The organism is Streptomyces populi, from assembly GCF_002911015.1.
GTDB lineage: Bacteria > Actinomycetota > Actinomycetes > Streptomycetales > Streptomycetaceae > Streptomyces > Streptomyces populi.
On record NZ_KZ626846.1, the window covers coordinates 164,445 to 180,358 of the forward strand.

General features: G+C 69.7%; 17 protein-coding genes and 2 pseudogenes. 14 read left to right on the plus strand and 5 right to left on the minus strand.

Features of this window, described 5'->3' with window-relative positions; translation table 11 throughout:
- Positions 1 to 96 precede the first annotated feature (96 nt).
- From CW362_RS06375 to CW362_RS06430, 12 genes and pseudogenes are all read left to right on the plus strand, one after another.
- Positions 97 to 510: an NADH-quinone oxidoreductase subunit A gene (locus CW362_RS06375; RefSeq protein WP_095936005.1), complete on the plus strand. Its 414-nt coding sequence runs from the start codon at positions 97 to 99 to the stop codon at positions 508 to 510.
- On the plus strand, positions 501 to 1,190 hold the full coding sequence (locus CW362_RS06380) for an NADH-quinone oxidoreductase subunit B (protein ID WP_103548369.1): 690 nt from the start codon (positions 501 to 503) through the stop codon (positions 1,188 to 1,190). Before CW362_RS06375 ends, CW362_RS06380 begins: the two co-directional genes overlap by 10 nt.
- On the plus strand, positions 1,187 to 2,773 hold the full coding sequence (locus CW362_RS06385; protein ID WP_103548370.1) for an NADH-quinone oxidoreductase subunit C: 1,587 nt from the start codon (positions 1,187 to 1,189) through the stop codon (positions 2,771 to 2,773). Before CW362_RS06380 ends, CW362_RS06385 begins: the two co-directional genes overlap by 4 nt.
- On the plus strand, positions 2,770 to 3,738 hold the full coding sequence (locus CW362_RS06390) for a complex I subunit 1/NuoH family protein (RefSeq protein WP_103548371.1): 969 nt from the start codon (positions 2,770 to 2,772) through the stop codon (positions 3,736 to 3,738). The genes CW362_RS06385 and CW362_RS06390 overlap by 4 nt, the downstream gene beginning before the upstream one ends.
- Before the next feature lie 2 nt (positions 3,739 to 3,740).
- A complete protein-coding gene (locus CW362_RS06395; protein WP_103548372.1) occupies positions 3,741 to 4,370 on the plus strand; it encodes a NuoI/complex I 23 kDa subunit family protein in 630 nt (209 codons plus the stop codon).
- A 26-nt stretch (positions 4,371 to 4,396) separates the two neighbouring features.
- Positions 4,397 to 5,038, plus strand: a complete 642-nt coding sequence (locus tag CW362_RS06400; RefSeq protein WP_103548396.1) for an NADH-quinone oxidoreductase subunit J family protein — start codon at positions 4,397 to 4,399, stop codon at positions 5,036 to 5,038.
- The gene (nuoK, locus tag CW362_RS06405; protein WP_103548373.1) at positions 5,038 to 5,412 is read left to right on the plus strand and encodes an NADH-quinone oxidoreductase subunit NuoK; all 375 of its coding nucleotides are present in this window, start codon (positions 5,038 to 5,040) and stop codon (positions 5,410 to 5,412) included. The genes CW362_RS06400 and nuoK overlap by 1 nt, the downstream gene beginning before the upstream one ends.
- Positions 5,409 to 7,400, plus strand: coding sequence for an NADH-quinone oxidoreductase subunit 5 family protein (locus tag CW362_RS06410; RefSeq protein ID WP_103548374.1), 1,992 nt, complete (start codon positions 5,409 to 5,411; stop codon positions 7,398 to 7,400). Before nuoK ends, CW362_RS06410 begins: the two co-directional genes overlap by 4 nt.
- A 6-nt stretch (positions 7,401 to 7,406) precedes the next feature.
- On the plus strand, positions 7,407 to 8,981 hold the full coding sequence (locus tag CW362_RS06415; RefSeq protein ID WP_103548375.1) for a complex I subunit 4 family protein: 1,575 nt from the start codon (positions 7,407 to 7,409) through the stop codon (positions 8,979 to 8,981).
- Positions 8,978 to 10,477, plus strand: a complete 1,500-nt coding sequence (locus tag CW362_RS06420; RefSeq protein WP_103548376.1) for an NADH-quinone oxidoreductase subunit N — start codon at positions 8,978 to 8,980, stop codon at positions 10,475 to 10,477. The genes CW362_RS06415 and CW362_RS06420 overlap by 4 nt, the downstream gene beginning before the upstream one ends.
- Before the next feature lie 208 nt (positions 10,478 to 10,685).
- Positions 10,686 to 11,549 (plus strand): zinc metalloprotease HtpX, encoded by an 864-nt coding sequence (gene htpX, locus CW362_RS06425; protein ID WP_103548377.1) that lies wholly within the window; start codon positions 10,686 to 10,688, stop codon positions 11,547 to 11,549.
- Positions 11,546 to 11,674, plus strand: a pseudogene (locus tag CW362_RS06430) (YccF domain-containing protein); the annotation flags it as partial. The gene htpX and the pseudogene CW362_RS06430, both read left to right, overlap by 4 nt.
- A gap of 166 nt (positions 11,675 to 11,840) precedes the next feature.
- On the opposite strand, the gene CW362_RS06435 reads toward CW362_RS06430, so the two are convergent.
- The 5 genes and pseudogenes from CW362_RS06435 to CW362_RS06450 all read right to left on the minus strand — a co-directional run bounded on the left by CW362_RS06435 (position 11,841) and on the right by CW362_RS06450 (position 14,888).
- Entirely contained in the window at positions 11,841 to 12,362 is a 522-nt protein-coding gene (locus CW362_RS06435; protein WP_240657693.1) for a recombinase family protein, read from the minus strand.
- Between the two features lie 12 nt (positions 12,363 to 12,374).
- The gene (locus CW362_RS43195; protein ID WP_162683970.1) at positions 12,375 to 12,692 is read right to left on the minus strand and encodes a hypothetical protein; all 318 of its coding nucleotides are present in this window, start codon (positions 12,690 to 12,692) and stop codon (positions 12,375 to 12,377) included.
- A 376-nt stretch (positions 12,693 to 13,068) separates the two neighbouring features.
- Positions 13,069 to 13,461, minus strand: a complete 393-nt coding sequence (locus CW362_RS06440) for a hypothetical protein (protein WP_162683980.1) — start codon at positions 13,459 to 13,461, stop codon at positions 13,069 to 13,071.
- A 159-nt stretch (positions 13,462 to 13,620) separates the two neighbouring features.
- Positions 13,621 to 14,365, minus strand: a pseudogene (locus CW362_RS06445) (transposase); the annotation flags it as partial.
- A gap of 121 nt (positions 14,366 to 14,486) precedes the next feature.
- Positions 14,487 to 14,888 (minus strand): YccF domain-containing protein, encoded by a 402-nt coding sequence (locus CW362_RS06450; RefSeq protein ID WP_103548379.1) that lies wholly within the window; start codon positions 14,886 to 14,888, stop codon positions 14,487 to 14,489.
- A gap of 57 nt (positions 14,889 to 14,945) precedes the next feature.
- Here CW362_RS06450 and CW362_RS06455 point away from each other — a divergent pair, with 57 nt between their 5' ends.
- Together CW362_RS06455 and CW362_RS06460 are read left to right on the plus strand one after the other, a co-directional pair.
- Positions 14,946 to 15,293 carry a YccF domain-containing protein gene (locus CW362_RS06455; protein WP_338069050.1) on the plus strand — a complete coding sequence of 116 codons (348 nt, stop codon included), beginning with the start codon at positions 14,946 to 14,948 and terminating at the stop codon, positions 15,291 to 15,293.
- Between the two features lie 109 nt (positions 15,294 to 15,402).
- On the plus strand, positions 15,403 to 15,914 hold a 512-nt coding region (locus CW362_RS06460), incomplete at its 3' end, for an SMI1/KNR4 family protein (RefSeq protein WP_103548381.1).

Sequence of the window (15,914 nt, forward strand, 5' to 3'; positions counted from 1 at the left end):
AGACTCCCGTCCGTACAGATCGTCGAACATGGCGCATCACAGAGTGCGCGACGGCGCACGACGGGGCGCAACGAGGTCAGGGAGTGAGGGACTGACGTGCCGGAACCGACCGTTGTCACGGCGACCGGGGCCGTCGTCGCGGCGGACTACTTCCAGTCCTACTCGGTCGTCGGGCTGCTCGCCGTCGTGGGCGTGCTGTTCGTCGCCGTCGCCTTCGGGGCGGGCCGCCTGCTGCGGCCCGTGGTACCCACCCCCGAAAAACTGCTGACGTACGAGTGCGGCGTCGACCCCGTCGGCGAGGGCTGGGCCCACACCCAGGTCCGCTACTACGTGTACGCCTTCCTCTACGTCATCTTCGCCGTCGACTCGATCTTCCTCTTCCCCTGGGCCACGGTCTTCGCCGCTCCCGGCTACGGTGCCGCGACGCTCGTCGAGATGTTCATCTTCCTCGGCTTCCTGGCCGTGGGCCTGCTGTACGCATACAAGAAGGGCGTCCTGACATGGACGTGACCCCCTCCGCCCCGGAGCAGCCCGCGTCGGCGCCGGTGCCGCTGCCCGAGCCCAAGCGGCTCGGTGTGCTCGCCCGCCTCGCCCCCGAGCCCATGAAGGTGGTCCTGAACTGGGGCCGCCGCTACTCGCTCTGGGTCTTCAACTTCGGCCTCGCCTGCTGCGCGATCGAGTTCATCGCCGCGTCGATGGCCCGCCACGACTTCATCCGCCTCGGTGTGATCCCGTTCGCGCCGGGGCCCCGCCAGGCCGACCTGATGGTGGTGTCGGGCACGGTCACGGACAAGATGGCGCCCGCCGTCAAGCGCCTGTACGAGCAGATGCCCGAGCCCAAGTACGTCATCTCCTTCGGCGCCTGCTCCAACTGCGGCGGTCCGTACTGGGACTCCTACTCCGTCACCAAGGGCGTCGACCAGATCATCCCCGTCGACGTCTACGTCCCGGGGTGCCCGCCCCGCCCCGAGGCACTGCTCCAGGGCATCCTCAAGCTCCAGGAGAAGATCGCCCGGGAATCGCTGGGGGAGCGGTACGGGTCCGACGCGCCGCGCCCGTCCGCCGCCGCGCTCCAGAGCGGCCTGGTGAAGCCGCCGGCCCCCGAGGCGACGACCGCTCCGGGGACGACCGCTCCGGCGACGACCGCTCCGGGGACGGACCCGGCCACCCCCGGTGAGGAGGACCGATGACCGTCGGCTGGCTTCCCGGTCCCGCCGAGGAACTCTTCGGCCCCGACGCCACGGCCGAGGAGTCCTACGAGGTCCTGACCGTCGACGTGCCCCCGGCCTCCTGGACCGCGGCCCTGGAGACGGCCCGCTCCACCCTGGGCTGCACCTACTTCGACTGGCTGAGCGCCGTCGACGAACCCGGCACGGGCTTCCGCGTCTCGGCGCACGTCGTGGCCCTGTCCCCGCTGCACCGCCTCCTCGTCCGCACGACGGTCCCGCACACGGCCCCGGCGCTCGAGTCGGCGGTCTCCGTCTACGCGGGCGCCGCCTGGCACGAGCGCGAGACCCACGAGATGTTCGGGGTGACCTTCGAGGGCCACCCCGGCCTCGACCCCCTGCTCCTGCCGGAGGGCTTCGAGGGCCACCCCCTGCGCAAGGACTTCGTCCTGGCCGCCCGCGTCGCCAAGGCCTGGCCGGGCGCGAAGGAGCCCGGCGAGTCCGAGCACGGCGGTCCCAAGCGCCGTCAGATGCTGCCGCCCGGCGTCCCCGACCCCAACGAGTGGGGTCCTCTCAAGGGCCAGCTCCCCCCGGCTCCGGCCCGCCCGGCCCGTGGCGCGGCCCGCCCCGCCGGCGACCGCCCGGTCCGCAGGGCCCGCACGGCGGGTGAGGGCTCGGCCAGCCAGACACCGGCCCCCGCCGCGGCGGCGGGCACCACTGTGCCCGCCACAGCAGCGGGCACCACTGCGCCCGCCACGACCGCGGGCACCGGTGTCACGGAAGCGGACGCGACGTCCGCCGCGGCGGGTGCCGCCCCCGGCACCGAGGCCGCGCGTCCCGCGCGCCGGTCCCGCAGCGCGAGCCAGGGCTCCGCCAGCCAGCGGGCCCAGCAGGCGACCCCTCCGGCCCCGACGGCCGCCCCGCCGACGACGGCCGGGAACGAACCGTCGGCCGCGCCGGAAGCGGCTGCCCCGGACCAGCCGACGGCCGCGACGGAACCGGCGGCCGCTACGGAACCGACGGCCTCCTCCGGGCCGACGGCTCCGGCGGGTGCCGCCTCCCGGGCGACCGAGCCCGACGCGGCGGCGAGGCCCGCCCGAAGGCCCGCCCCGCCGCGCAGCTCGGACGCGCCGTGGCATCAGCCGAAGCCCGCGTTCGACGCCCCGGAACCGAAGCCCACCCCGGAACCGAAGCCCGACCGGGCCCCGGAGCCGGAGACGACCTCGACACCGGCCCCGATGCCGACCTCGACGTCGGCGCCGGAGTCCGAAGCCGGGGCCGCCCGGACCCCTGAGACGGAGCCCGAGCCGGAGTCCCGGCCGCGGGAGGAGTCCGGGTCCGCGCCGGAGCCCGAGGCAGAAACTGCCCGGCCCCCTGAGACGGAGCCCGAGGCAGGGACCGTCCAGCTCCCTGAGACGGAGCCCGAGGCAGAAAGTGCCCAGGCCCCTGAGACGGAGCCCGAGGCAGAAAGTGCCCAGGCCCCTGACACGGAGCCCGAGCCCGAACCGCAGACGAAGGCCGGGTCCCAGACCCGGCCGGGGTCCACGCCCGCTCCGGGCGAGGACCCCGCCCCCGACCCCGACGACTCCTCCGGAGGTACGCAGTGAACGACGCTCTCGACGTCGCCCTACGCCTCCTCGTCGTCTTCGTCGTGTTCCTGACGTTCCCCCTGATCGTCGGCCAGACCGAGCACAAGGTGATGGCCCACATGCAGGGCCGCCTCGGCCCGATGTACGCGGGCGGCTTCCACGGCTGGGCCCAGCTCGTCGCGGACGGCGTGAAGTTCGCGCAGAAGGAGGACGTCGTACCCGCGGGCGCGGACCGGCGCATCTTCCAGCTCGCCCCCGCGGTGGCCCTCCTCCCGTACCTCCTGGTCCTCCTCGCCATTCCGATCGGCCCGGGTGAGGGCGCGGTCGGCGAGGTCGTCGACGCGGGCATCTTCTTCGTCCTCGCCGTCATGGGCGTGGGCGTCCTCGGCTCGCTCATGGCGGGCTGGGCGTCGGCCAACAAGTTCTCCCTCCTCGGAGGACTGCGCACCGCCGCCCAGCTCCTCGCGTACGAACTCCCGATGCTCCTGGCCGCGGCCTCGGTCGCGATGGCGGCGGGCACGGTCTCGCTCCCCGGCATCGTGGACGCCTTCCGGTGGTGGTGGCTGCCCTGGCAGATCGTCGGCGCGATCGTGTTCTTCGTCGCCGGCCTCGCCGAACTCCAGCGGCCCCCCTTCGACATGCCCGTCGCCGACTCCGAGATCATCTTCGGCGCGTACACCGAGTACACGGGTCTGCGCTTCGCCCTGTTCCTGCTCGCCGAGTACGCCGGCATCGTCGTCCTGTGCGGCTTGACCACCGTCCTCTTCCTGGGCGGCTGGCACGGACCCTGGGGCGCCGACGGCCTCGGCTGGGTCTGGACCCTCCTGAAGGCCGCGATCCTCGCCTTCGTCGTCATCTGGCTCCGCGTCACCTACCCCCGTTTGCGCGAGGACCAGCTCCAGAAACTCTCCTGGACCCTCCTCGTCCCCCTGTCCCTCGCCCAGATCGCCCTCACCGGCATCGTCAAGGTGGTGATCGCGTAACCATGGCCCCCATTCCTGGCTCCGGCCTCGCCAAGGGCCTGGCCGTCACCCTCCGCACGATGACGAAGAAGACCGTCACCGCGCAGTACCCGGACGTCCAGCCCGAACTCCCGCCCCGCACCCGTGGAGTCATCGCCCTCTTCGAGGAGAACTGCACGGTCTGCATGCTGTGCGCCCGCGAGTGCCCGGACTGGTGCATCTACATCGACTCCCACAAGGAGACGGTCCCGCCCGCCGCGCCGGGCGGCCGCGAGCGCAGCCGCAACGTCCTCGACCGTTTCGCCATCGACTTCTCCCTGTGCATGTACTGCGGCATCTGCATCGAGGTCTGTCCTTTCGACGCGCTGTTCTGGACACCGGAGTTCGAGTACGCGGAGACCGACATCCACGAACTCACCCACGAACGCGACAAGCTCCGCGAGTGGATGTGGACCGTCCCGGCCCCGCCCGCCCTGGACCCCGGCGCCGAGGAGCCCAAGGAGATCGCGGCAGCCCGCAAGACCGCCGACAAACTGGCGGCCGAGCAGGCGGCCGAGGCCGAGCGAGCGGCGCAGGCGGCAGGAGCCGGGGAAGCCGGGCGGCCGGATGCTCCGGCCGCACCCCCCTCCGGCCCGCAGGAGGGACAGTCGTGACCTTCGCAGCAGCCACGGCCGCGTCCATGGCGGCCCGCGCGGCCACCACCGTCGCCGCCGGACAGCACGGCTTCCTCTCCCCGACCGGCGTCGAGATCGCCTTCCTCCTCGTCGGCCTGCTCACCTTCGGCGCCGCGGTCGTCACCGTCACCACCAAGCAGCTGGTGCACGCCGCCCTGTGGCTGGTGGTCGCCCTCGGCGGCCTCGCCGTCGAGTACCTCCTGCTGACGGCTGAGTTCATCGCCTGGGTGCAGGTCCTCATCTACGTCGGTTCCGTCGTCGTCCTCCTCCTCTTCGGGCTGATGCTCACCAAGGCCCCGATCGGCCGCTCCCCGGACGCCGACTCGGGCAACCGCTGGGCCGCCCTGACCGTGGCCGTCGCCTCGGCCGGCGCCCTGGTCTGGGTCGTCGTCGACGCCTTCCGCACGACCTGGGTCGACCTGGGTGGTGCCCCCGCCGGTTCCACCGAGGTGACCGGGGCGAGCCTCTTCCAGAACTGGGTCCTTCCCTTCGAAGCGCTCTCCGTCCTCCTCCTCGCCGCCCTGGTCGGCGCGATCGTCCTCTCCCGCAAGGCGAAGGCGGACACCGCCGCGGGAGGCACGAAGGCCACCGCCCCGCGCGTCCCCGGAAGCCGCGACGGCGAGCAGGACAAGGAAGGTGTCCGCTGATGCACCTCGCCTATCCCGCCGTGCTCGCGGCCCTGCTGTTCTGCACGGGCCTGTACGGAGTCCTGGCGCGCCGCAACGCGATCCTGGTCCTGATGTCGGTCGAGCTGATGCTCAACGCCGTCAACCTGAACCTCGTCGCCTTCGACGTCTGGCTCTCCCGGGCCGCCCGCGACACGCTGCACTCCGGCCAGGCCCTGACCCTGTTCACCATCGCCATCGCCGCCGCCGAGATCGGCATCGGCCTGGCGATCGTCCTCGCCGTGTACCGCAACCGCGGCACCTCGGACATCGACAAACTCCGCGACACCGCCGAGGGCCACGGCCCCGACGACCCCGACGCCCCCGCGGCCGAGAAGGCTGAGGCCACCGCGTGACCACGACCACCCTCGCCTTCCTCGTCCCCCTCCTTCCGTTCCTCGGCGCCGCCGCCGGACTCCTCCTCGGCCGCACGGCCCCGGGCTTCGTCCGCCCGCTCGCCGTCCTGCCGACCCTCGCCTCGCTCGTCCTCGCCGTGCTCGTCGCGGTGCGCCAGGGCGGCGGCCAGGCCATCGACTCGCACACCGAACTCACGCCGACCGGCTCGGTCCCCATCGAACTGGGCCTGCACATCGACGGCTTCGCCGCCCTCGTCGCCGTACTCGTCGGCGTCGTCGCCACCTGCGTGCAGATCTACTCGACGGGCTACCTGCACGACGACCCGCGCTACCCCTCGTACGCCGCCCTCGTCTCCCTGTTCACCTCCGCGATGCTGCTCGTCGTCTACTCCGGCGACCTGATGGTGCTCCTGGTCGGCTGGGAGGTCATGGGCATCTGCTCGTACTTCCTGGTCGGCCACTACTGGGAGACCCCGGAGGCCCGCGCCGCCTCGCTCAAGGCCTTCCTGGTCACCAAGCTCGGCGACGTCCCCTTCCTCATCGGTCTGTTCGCGCTGGCCACCGACGCCGGCTCCTTCCGGATCACCAGGGTCCTCGGCACTGTCGCGAGCGGCGGGCTGCACCACCCGACCGTCGTCGCCCTGCTGCTCCTCGCGGGCGTGGCGGGCAAGTCGGCACTGTTCCCGCTGCACACCTGGCTGCCCGACGCGATGGCGGGCCCCACCCCCGTCTCCGCGCTGATCCACGCCGCGACGATGGTCGCCGCCGGCATCTACTTCGTCGCCCGGCTCCTCCCCGTCTTCCAGGCCTCCGCGGCCGCGATGGTCGTCCTCGCCGTCATGGCCGGTGTCACGATGGTCGGTTCGGGACTTGCGGCGCTCGCCCAGGACGACATCAAGCGGGTCCTCGCCTACTCGACGATCGGCCAGCTCGGCTACATGGCCGGTGCCCTCGCCGTCGGTGACCGCGGTGCCGCCGTCTTCCACCTCCTCGCGCACGGCGCCTTCAAGGCGCTGCTGTTCCTCGCCGCCGGCGTGATCATCCACGCCTCCGGCACCAACTCGCTGGCCGTCATGTCCCGGATGAAGGACCTGCGCACCCGGGTCCCCGACGCCTTCTGGACGATGACCGTGGCACTGCTCGCCCTCGCCGCGATCCCTCCCTTCAGCGGCTTCTTCTCCAAGGAGGCCGTCCTCGGCGCCGCCGAGCACGTCGCCGCCGGTCACACCGAGCACGCCCCCGGCGCCGCGGGCTGGATCGTCCTGGTCACCGGTCTGGTCACCGCCGTCCTCACCGCCGCGTACGCCACCAGACTGTGGCTGCTGGCCTTCCGCGGCCACGGGGCCGAGGCCCCCGACCACGGCCGGCAGCCGGTCGTCATGACGTCCGTGCTGTGGGTGCTCGCCATCCCCTCGCTCGCGTTCGGCCTGGCGTTCGGCCCGCTGCCCGACTGGTTCGACGGCCGCGACCTGACGCCCGTCCTCACCACCTCGGTGCTCGGTACGGGACTCGCCCTGGTCGGCGGGATCGTCACCTACGGCGCATGGCGGCACACCACCGCCCTGGCGGCCCGCGTCCCGCTGGGTGCGGTCGCGGCCCACCCGGACGCCGACGCCGGACAGGTCGAGGCCGAGGCCATCGCCACCCATGAGCCCGCATTCGGGGACGTCGCCCAGGCTCCCGACCCGGCGGATCCGGGCCGGCTGCTGCTCGGCCCGCTGCACCGCCACGCGGCCGTCGGCTTCCACCTCGACACCGTGTACTCGGTGCTCTTCGTCCGCCCGGTCCAGGCCGGAGCCACCCTCGTCCGGTTCCTCGACCGCGAGGTCGTCGACACCTACGTGCGTGGCGCGGGTGCCCTACCCCGCTGGCTCGGCACCGCCGTACGGCGGGCGCAGACCGGCAATGTGCAGACCTATGTGAGCGCGCTGCTCGCCGGCACCGTCGTCCTGGTGGTCGCCGCCCTCCTCGTCGCCACGGGAGCGTGAGCAGGCGTGATCGATATCAGTGAATCCGTGATGCAGATTCTTCTCGCGTTGATCGTCGTCGGCCCGCTCATCGGGGCCGCCGCCGCTCTCCTCCCGGCCCCGCCGGGACTGAAGGGGAAGTCGCCCGAACAGGCGGTGCTGCGGCACGGTGTGACCGTCACGGGCGTGGTCCTCATCGCGGCGATCGTCCTCGCGCTCGGCTTCGACCACGACCACCCGTCGAAGATGCAGGCCACGACGGACATCAGCTGGATCCCCGCACTCGACGTGCGGATCCACCTCGGCGTCGACGGCATTTCGCTCCCCCTTCTGGTCCTGACCGCGCTGCTGACCTTCCTCTGCGCGCTGTACTCCTACTTCAAGATGCCCGCGGGCCCGACCCCGAAGGCGTTCGTCGCCCTGCTGCTCGTCCTCGAGTCCGGCACCCTCGCGACCTTCGCCGTCCTCGATCTGCTGCTGTTCTTCCTCGCGTTCGAGACGGTCCTCGTCCCGATGTACTTCCTCATCGCACGGTGGGGAGGCGCCCAGCGCCAGGCCGCGGCCTGGAAGTTCATCCTCTTCACCCTGCTCGGTTCCGTGGTCATGCTGCTGGGCCTGCTCCTGATCGGAATCAAGGCGGGCACATTCGACATGGTGGCACTCGCCACTGACAACGGCCGATCGCTGAGCACATCCGTGCAGGTCACCGCCGTTCTGGCGATCGGGATCGGACTCGCGGTCAAGACCCCGATGTGGCCGCTGCACAGCTGGCTGCCCGACGCCCACACCGCCGCCCCGACCGTCGGATCGGTCCTGCTGGCCGGCGTCATGCTGAAGATGGGCACGTACGGGTTCGTCCGGATCCTGCTGCCCGTCACACCCGACGGCTTCCGGACCTTCGCCCCCTACCTCGCCGCCTTCGCCGTGGTCGGGATCATCTACGGTTCCCTGGCCTGCCTGGCCCTCGCCAAACGGGGAGCGAAGGGCGACCTCAAGCGGCTCATCGCCTACTCCTCCGTCGGCCACATGGGCTTCGTCCTGCTCGGCATCTCGACGATGGACGCGACCGGCGTGAACGGCGCGCTGTTCGCCAACATCGCCCACGGCCTCATCACCGGCCTCCTCTTCTTCCTCGTCGGAGCGCTGAAGGACCGCACGGGCACCACCGACCTCGACACCCTCGCCGAGGAGTCCGGCGCCGCGCTGTACGGCAAGGCACCGCGCCTCGGCGGCCTGCTGGCCTTCGCAGCCGTCGCCTCGCTCGGACTGCCCGGCCTCGCCGGGTTCTGGGGCGAGATGCTGGCCATGTTCGGCGCGTTCGAACCCGCCGCCGGCCTCAACCGGTCCGCCTATCTGACGTTCATGACGATCGCCGCCTTCGGCACCCTGCTCACCGCCGCGTACATGCTCATCGTCGTACGCCGCGTCTGCATGGGCGCGACACCCCGGGAGACACCGGAACTCCTCGACGTCCAGACCTACGAGTTCGCCGCCTGGACACCGCTCGTCGCCCTCACCGTCGTCGCCGGTCTGTGGCCCCGGGCCCTGCTCGGCCTGACCGACCCGGCCGTACAGCAGCTCCTCGCAGGAGGCACCCGATGAGTTCCCTGGTCCAGTCCGTCGACTGGCTCGCCATCGCGCCGCCCACCCTCGCGGCGGTCGTCGGACTCGTCGTGCTCGTCGCCGACCTCTTCATCGGCGACACGAGGAAGGCCGTGCTCGGCTGGACGTCCGTGGCGGGCCTCGCCGCGTCAGCGCTGTTGCTGCTGCCCCTCCGGGGCGGCGACCGGGCCACGTTCTGCCTGACCGGCGCCACCGACACCTGCAGTTACGTGGCGGACGGCTTCACCCTGGTCGTCCAGCTCCTGGTGCTCGGCGGCGCGCTCCTCGTCGCCCTGCTGTCGGTCACCGCCCTGAAGGACGCCGACCGGGAACTCCCCGAGGGGGAGTACTGGTTCCTGCTGCTCTCCTCCGCCGCGGGCGCCGCCCTCCTGCCGGCCTCCCGCGACCTCGCGACCCTCATCGTCGCCCTGGAAGTCGCCTCGCTGCCCGCCTTCGCGCTCGTCGGCATCAAGCGCGGCGACAAGAAGTCCTCCGAGGCGGCCCTGAAGTTCTTCCTGTCCTCCGTCACCGCGACCGCGGTCAGCCTGATGGGCGTCAGCTTCGTCTACGCGACGACGGGCACCCTCTACCTCACCCGGATCGCGGACGGGATCCAGCACGTCGACGGCCAGTTCCACACCCTCGCCCAGACGGGCGTCGTCCTCACCCTCGTCGGCTTCGCCTTCAAGACGGCCGCCGTGCCCTTCCACTTCTGGGTGCCCGACACCTACGTGGGGGCGCCCCTGCCGATCGCCGCCTACCTGTCGGTCGTCGGCAAGGCGGTCGGGTTCTCCGGACTCGTCCTCGTCACCGTCGTCGCCCTCCCCTCGTACGCGGACGTCTGGGGACCGGCGCTGGCGGCGCTGGCGGCCCTCACCATGACGATCGGGAACGTCGGCGCCCTGAGACAGCGGTCCACGCGCGCGTACAGCGCGGTGCGGCTGCTCGCCTGGTCCTCCGTCGGCCAGGCCGGCTACCTCCTGGTCCCGATCGCGGCCGCCGCCTACTCCGACGACGCCCAGCAGGCCATCGGCTCCACGCTCGCGTACGCCCTCATGTACGCCGCCGTGAACCTCGGCGCCTTCGCCGTGGCCGCCCTGGTGGCCCGCCGCAGCCCCCTGAACCGCATCAGCGACTACCGCGGCCTGTACGCCGAGAGCCCCCTGTCCGCACTGGTCCTCGGCTTCTTCCTGCTCTGCCTCGCCGGCCTGCCGCCGGGCGTCATCGGCCTCTTCGCCAAGGTGACCGTCTTCTCGGCGGCCGTCGACGCGGGGCTCGGCTGGCTGGCCGTCGTCATGGCCGTCAACGTGGTGATCGCGCTCTTCTACTACCTCCAGTGGACGGCGCTGCTCTTCCGTGCCCCCGAAGGCGAACCGGGCACGCACCGCGCACCGGCTCCGCTCACCGCGGCCATCGTCCTGACGGCCGCCCTGGGCGTCGTGCTGTCCGGGGCGCCCCAGCTGATCCTCCGCTTCTCGGAGACCGTCCTCTTCTGAAGCGCCACCCCCGGAGGGGCTCTTCGAGAGGCACGCGCGCGTGGACGGCCGTCCGAATCACCCGGACGGCCCACGCGCCAGGCAGTGCGCACAAGGGAACTAGTGCTTCCCGTCTGGCGTTGACCAGTACGGGAGGGTCCACTGAAGAGTGGAAGCAGAGCACCAGCAAGCAATGGGTTCCCCCGCCGCACGACTTGGAGGGCGTACCGTGCACCGCCGGCACAACGGGCTCAGGACAGCCGTACTTCTCGGGGGACTGTCCGCACTCATCATCGTCATCGGCAGCTTCTTCGGGCGCACAGGCCTGATCGTCGCGCTGTTCATCGCGATCGGCACGAACGCGTACGCGTACTGGAACAGCGACAAACTGGCTCTACGCGCGATGCGCGCACGCCCGGTGAGCGAGTTCGAGGCTCCGGCCCTGTACCGCATGGTCCGCGACCTATCGACCCAGGCCCGCCAGCCCATGCCGCGCCTGTACATCTCACCGACGGAGGCGCCGAACGCCTTCGCGACGGGCCGCAACCCTCGCAACGCGGCCGTGTGCTGCACCGAGGGGATCCTGCGCATCCTGGACGAGCGCGAGTTGCGCGGTGTCATCGGCCACGAGCTCAGCCACGTCTACAACCGGGACATCCTGATCTCGTCCGTGGCCGGCGCCCTGGCCTCCGTGATCATGTTTCTGGTCAACTTCGCCTGGCTGATCCCCGTCGGCCGGTCCAACGACGACGACGGTCCCGGCATCCTCGGACTGCTCCTGGTCATGATCTTGGGCCCGATCGCCGCCTCCCTCATCCAGCTCGCCATCAGCCGCTCCAGGGAGTACGAGGCGGACGCCTCCGGTGCCCAGCTCACCGGCGACCCCCTCGCCCTCGCGAGCGCGCTGCGCAAGCTCGACGCGGGCACGAAGCAGCTGCCGCTGCCTCCCGAGCCGCGCATCGAGACCGCGAGCCACATGATGATCGCTAACCCATTCCGCCCGGGACAGGGAATGTCGAAGATGTTCTCTACGCATCCGCCGATGGCGGAGCGCATCGCCCGGCTCGAGCAGATGGCAGGTCGTCAGCAATGAAGACAATTCTGAACGTCATTTGGCTCGTCCTGAGCGGCTTCTGGCTGTTCCTCGGGTACATGGCCGTGGGCATCATCCTGTGCATCACCATCATCGGCATTCCGTTCGGGATCGTTCTTCTGCGTGAAGCATCGCGGTCGGGTCGACCCGCCCTTCGATGATCATCGAGGGCAGTAGCTGAAGCTCCGGAATTCGCTTCGTCCTCGTCGATCACCAGGTATGAACCGGGGGTTCCCTTGTTGGCGATGCGGTAGCCGTACGGAGGACGTCCGCCGATGTGCGCGGCTGGTGTCAGTTCGGCCTTCTCCTGCAATCCCCCCGGGTGCGGTCGCGGATCGTCTCCCGTTCCGTCTCGGCGTAGTCGGCATCACGGCGCATCTTCTTGCGCCCTTCGGTCGTGGTGTTGTCGTAGTCGTCGGCGACGACAGCGACGTACACCCCGAGGTCTTCGAGGGCCCAGACCCACCGCCGGAAGGCACGACCCTTGCGGCCGATCACACGGCCGTCCGGTACGACGACGATGTCGAAGGGACGAGGGGTTTGCTGCGCATCTTCCATCAGGCGCTTCAGATCGCCACGGTCTGCTGCCTCCAGGGAGCCAGCGACTCCCTCACCCTTGTAGGTCGCGATGTGCGTCCACTGCTTGAGTGCGATGTGGCGGAGGGTCTTCCAGCTCTGCCGGGCAACGCCGTAACCCTTCTTCTGCTCCTCAGTGGAGACCCGCAGATGGTCGACGGCGCGCAGTGCGTGGGTGCCGACTGTCTGGCCATCAGCCTCGAAGACGCGGGACAAGGATGTGCTTGCATTGGACATGTCGACTCCCAATCAGTCGGCCAGCCCCAGAGGGGTGACCGCAGCTGCCGGGGCGTCTTTGTCAACTTCAATGCCAGCTACGGGATGTGACGCAGCGGCAGAGTTTCTGACATTCCTGCCTTGTGTGCGTGGTCCGAACAAAATCCGCAGTAATCGCATCCGCTCGGCCGGGGAGAGCGTCTTGTCCGGGATCCACGTGACTTTGGTGTCAGCCACGGCAACCGCCTCTAGGTGAGATGCCGCCTCTCGCACCAACTCGTAAACCGCGCGGAACAGGGTCTGACCGGAGATCGTCCAGATCGCTCTGGATCTGCTGGCCTGGATGCCCATGCTCGCCCTCACCGGCAAGGCCCGGCTCTAGGCCACTCGAACGGCTCGCGCTCCCACCCGACCTGGGCTGACCGGCAACTCTCCACCGTCCCGACGGCAACATCCTCCCCCGGCAGCGGAACCCGGCGCCCACCCGGCGCGACAGCCGGGCCGTCGGGCTCCCCCCATCGGCTCGGGAAAGCGAAAAAGGTCCGCTGACTCTGTCGGCGGACCCTCGCGAGCTTGAATATCAGACTGCCACTGTTTGCGCCATCGCCGACTACGGGGCGGACTTGCGGCTCCCCCGCTGAACCCCGCCGATCACAGAGAGACCCGCCGGGTTTCAGAATGGCTTTGTTTAGGCGCCTCGACTTTGGGAGCGCGAACGGCAGGTTCGTTATTCGTTGAAGACCCTGCTGTGGGCGATCTCCTTCTCACGTCCGGAGCCATCGTAGTACAGCTTCATCTGGTAGTTTCCGACGATTTCCACGTCTGTGTTCACTATCTTCGCGCACCCGCCACCATAGGCGTCGGCCTTGTGATTCGTCACGTACCAGTCGCCACCGATGGCGGGCTTGTACCAAATCTTGCCGATGACGTACGCGCTGCGCCCCGTGAGGTTGCACACGGTAAAGGTGTCGCCATCGTCGTGGAACGTCATGCTCCCCAAGCCGTTGCTGTCACGGATGGTGATGTCCGTGACGGCCGACGCTGGCGCCATGGAAAATGTCGTCGCAGCGATGGCGGTGAACGCCACGATCCCAACTCGCCTGCCGAGTGACTTCTTCATGAAAAGTGATCTTAAGTGGCCTGATACTCGCGATCAATTCATTTCAAGCCACGTGAGTCCCGTCATTCAAAATGGGTGATATATCCTGTTGGGTCGTATTATTCTGCCTAGATCAATTGTGGACCATTTGTCCTTGCAGTGGCTAATGCGGCCGTTTCGGCGTTGCCGCTCCAGAGTGAGGGCGGCCGCGACGATTGACGTCATTTGAATTGGGCTGCATCGGGATCTGCGGAAGATGCGCCAGGACTTCCGTCGTGCCACGCCGCGTTCCACCGGTGCCCGTGCTGCTGGCAGCGCACGGTTGACGGTCTGCTGGGTCGGGGAGCTCGCGGCCCCGTAGGCGTCTGAGGGGTGTCGTCACCCGCGAGCCGGCCCCGATGTAGGCCCGGTCGGCGAGGATCGAGACGTCCTGGCGCTCACAGGTACGGATGGATTCGTCGGGTACGGGTCGCCGTCAGGTCGTGCGCGCGTCCGGGCGGCGCGGGTGAGATCCACAGCAATCGCCCGGCGGGGTCGGTCACCACCTGCACGATTCACTCCGTGCCGCAGGTGCTTGTGGGAGTAGTGCCCAACTGCCGCCGACCCGGTCGCACTCGGTAGGGGTGCCGTCGAGCAGGACGTAGTCGGGGTCGGTTTCGCGCAGCGCGCGCAGCAGGCCGGGCGCGCGATCGGCGAACGGGTCGATCACCGCGGCCGTGTGGGCGTGGGCGGTGCCGACGGAGGTGCCGAAGCTGGCCGCGAGCTGTGCGAGAGTGTCGTGCTGGCGCAGGTGCGCCAGGCTGACCAGGGCACGTTGGTGCGGCGGGAGCGTGCAACGGCGGTCACCCTCGCGGGTGATGATGAGCATGATGACCCACTGGACCAGGGCGTGGGGCAGGTCGAGTGAGGCGGGATGGGAAACCAACAGGCCTCCTGTGTCAGAGAGTTGAGACGTCGAACGCCTCCCTCAACGGCACGGGAGCCTTGTCCGTTGCGGACCCCTGCGTCGTCACCCGATCAGTGACCACGCTGAAAAGCCTCAGTGTTCACCGTCCAGCAAATCCACTGTCTGATGGCACCACCTCTCGTCCGAGTGGCATGAGCGAGATCGGGATCAACTTCAGGTTGGCCCAGCCGAACGGGATCCCGATGATCGACAGGAACAGCGGGATGCTTGTGGCGAGGTGAGCTAGAGCCAGCCACCACCCCGCGAAGATCACCCAGATCACGTTCCCGATGAACGAACCTGCACCAGCATCCGGCTTCTCCACGGTGGTGCGGCCGAACGGCCAGAGGACGAAGCCGGCGATACGCAGCGACGCAACGCCGAACGGGATGGTGATGATCAGGATGAAGCAGATGATCGCAGCGATGAGGTAGCCGATCGCCATCCAGATGCCGCAGAAGACGAGCCAGATGATGTTCAGCAGCAAGTGGAAGAGCTTCATGATCGGTACCTCCGGATGGGTCCGCCAGCACGCTTCTCCTACAAGTATCCGCTGGTCATGCGTTCAGGCGGAACCGCAACGCACTTGTGGCGCGATCCGGAAGGTTGCGGGACAATCCCGTTCGGCATCGCCGCGTTCCGCATCGGTATCTACGCGCTGTGGCCGTTCGGCCATACGACGGTGGAGCGTCACGACGCCGGTGCGCCGTCCTGCGTCGGCAACGTCCTGTGGCTGGTCCTCGCGGGCTGGTGGCTCGCCCTGGCGCACATCGCCACGGGCATCGCCATGTGCATCGCGATCATCGGCATTCCCTTCGGCATCGCCAACTTCAAGCTCATCCCGATCTCGCTGTTCCCGCTGGGACGCGAAATCGTGCGCACGGACCAGCCGTTCGCCGGGCGCTAGCCGGACGGAACCACTCCTCGCACCCCTCGCCGGGACGGGGCCGTCCCCGTCCCGGCGAGGGTTGTCCACAGGCTGCCCGATCGGCGGTGATGCGCTGCATCATGAATCCATGACCGAGATCGAGCAGTTGCTGGCACGGGTCTCCACGGAGGCCCGCAACACCCGCCCATGGGGCTGGCCCTCGCTCCCCGCGCCCGTGGAGCCGGCAGAGGTCACCCGTGCCGAGGCCGTCCTCGGCTTCCCCCTGCCCGCGCTGCTCACCTCGCTCTACCTGCGGATAGGTGACGGTGGATTCGGTCCGGAATACGGCCTGTTGCCCCTGCTGGACAGCCCGCCGTCGGGCGAACCGGCGGCCGTTCCGCAGTACCTCGCCAGCCGCCGGAGCGGCCGCAAGGACCCCGACTGGCCATGGCCCGAGGGCGTCCTGCCGATATCCCACTGGGGCTGCGGAATGTACGCGTGCGTGGACTGCCAGAGCCCCGACGGCGCGGTCCTGCTCTTCGACCCGAACGCCGACCACGCGGACCACGCCTGGTATGTGGACGCCCCCGACCTCGCGACCTGGCTGAACGCCTGGCTGGAGAGAACGGGCTGGTACGAGGAGACCAACGACGGCGGGGA

What these genes read in the sequence shown, in the direction of transcription:
- CW362_RS06380 (WP_103548369.1), top strand. Translation starts at nt 501, where the DNA reads ATGGACGTGACCCCCTCCGCCCCGGAGCAGCCCGCGTCGGCGCCGGTG.
- CW362_RS06385 (WP_103548370.1), top strand. Translation starts at nt 1,187, where the DNA reads ATGACCGTCGGCTGGCTTCCCGGTCCCGCCGAGGAACTCTTCGGCCCC.
- CW362_RS06395 (WP_103548372.1), top strand. Translation starts at nt 3,741, where the DNA reads ATGGCCCCCATTCCTGGCTCCGGCCTCGCCAAGGGCCTGGCCGTCACC.
- CW362_RS06400 (WP_103548396.1), top strand. Translation starts at nt 4,397, where the DNA reads ATGGCGGCCCGCGCGGCCACCACCGTCGCCGCCGGACAGCACGGCTTC.
- nuoK (WP_103548373.1), top strand. Translation starts at nt 5,038, where the DNA reads ATGCACCTCGCCTATCCCGCCGTGCTCGCGGCCCTGCTGTTCTGCACG.
- CW362_RS06420 (WP_103548376.1), top strand. Translation starts at nt 8,978, where the DNA reads ATGAGTTCCCTGGTCCAGTCCGTCGACTGGCTCGCCATCGCGCCGCCC.
- CW362_RS06435 (WP_240657693.1), bottom strand. Translation starts at nt 12,362, where the DNA reads ATGTCCAATGCAAGCACATCCTTGTCCCGCGTCTTCGAGGCTGATGGC.
- CW362_RS43195 (WP_162683970.1), bottom strand. Translation starts at nt 12,692, where the DNA reads ATGGGCATCCAGGCCAGCAGATCCAGAGCGATCTGGACGATCTCCGGT.
- CW362_RS06440 (WP_162683980.1), bottom strand. Translation starts at nt 13,461, where the DNA reads ATGAAGAAGTCACTCGGCAGGCGAGTTGGGATCGTGGCGTTCACCGCC.
- CW362_RS06450 (WP_103548379.1), bottom strand. Translation starts at nt 14,888, where the DNA reads ATGAAGCTCTTCCACTTGCTGCTGAACATCATCTGGCTCGTCTTCTGC.
- CW362_RS06455 (WP_338069050.1), top strand. Translation starts at nt 14,946, where the DNA reads ATGCGTTCAGGCGGAACCGCAACGCACTTGTGGCGCGATCCGGAAGGT.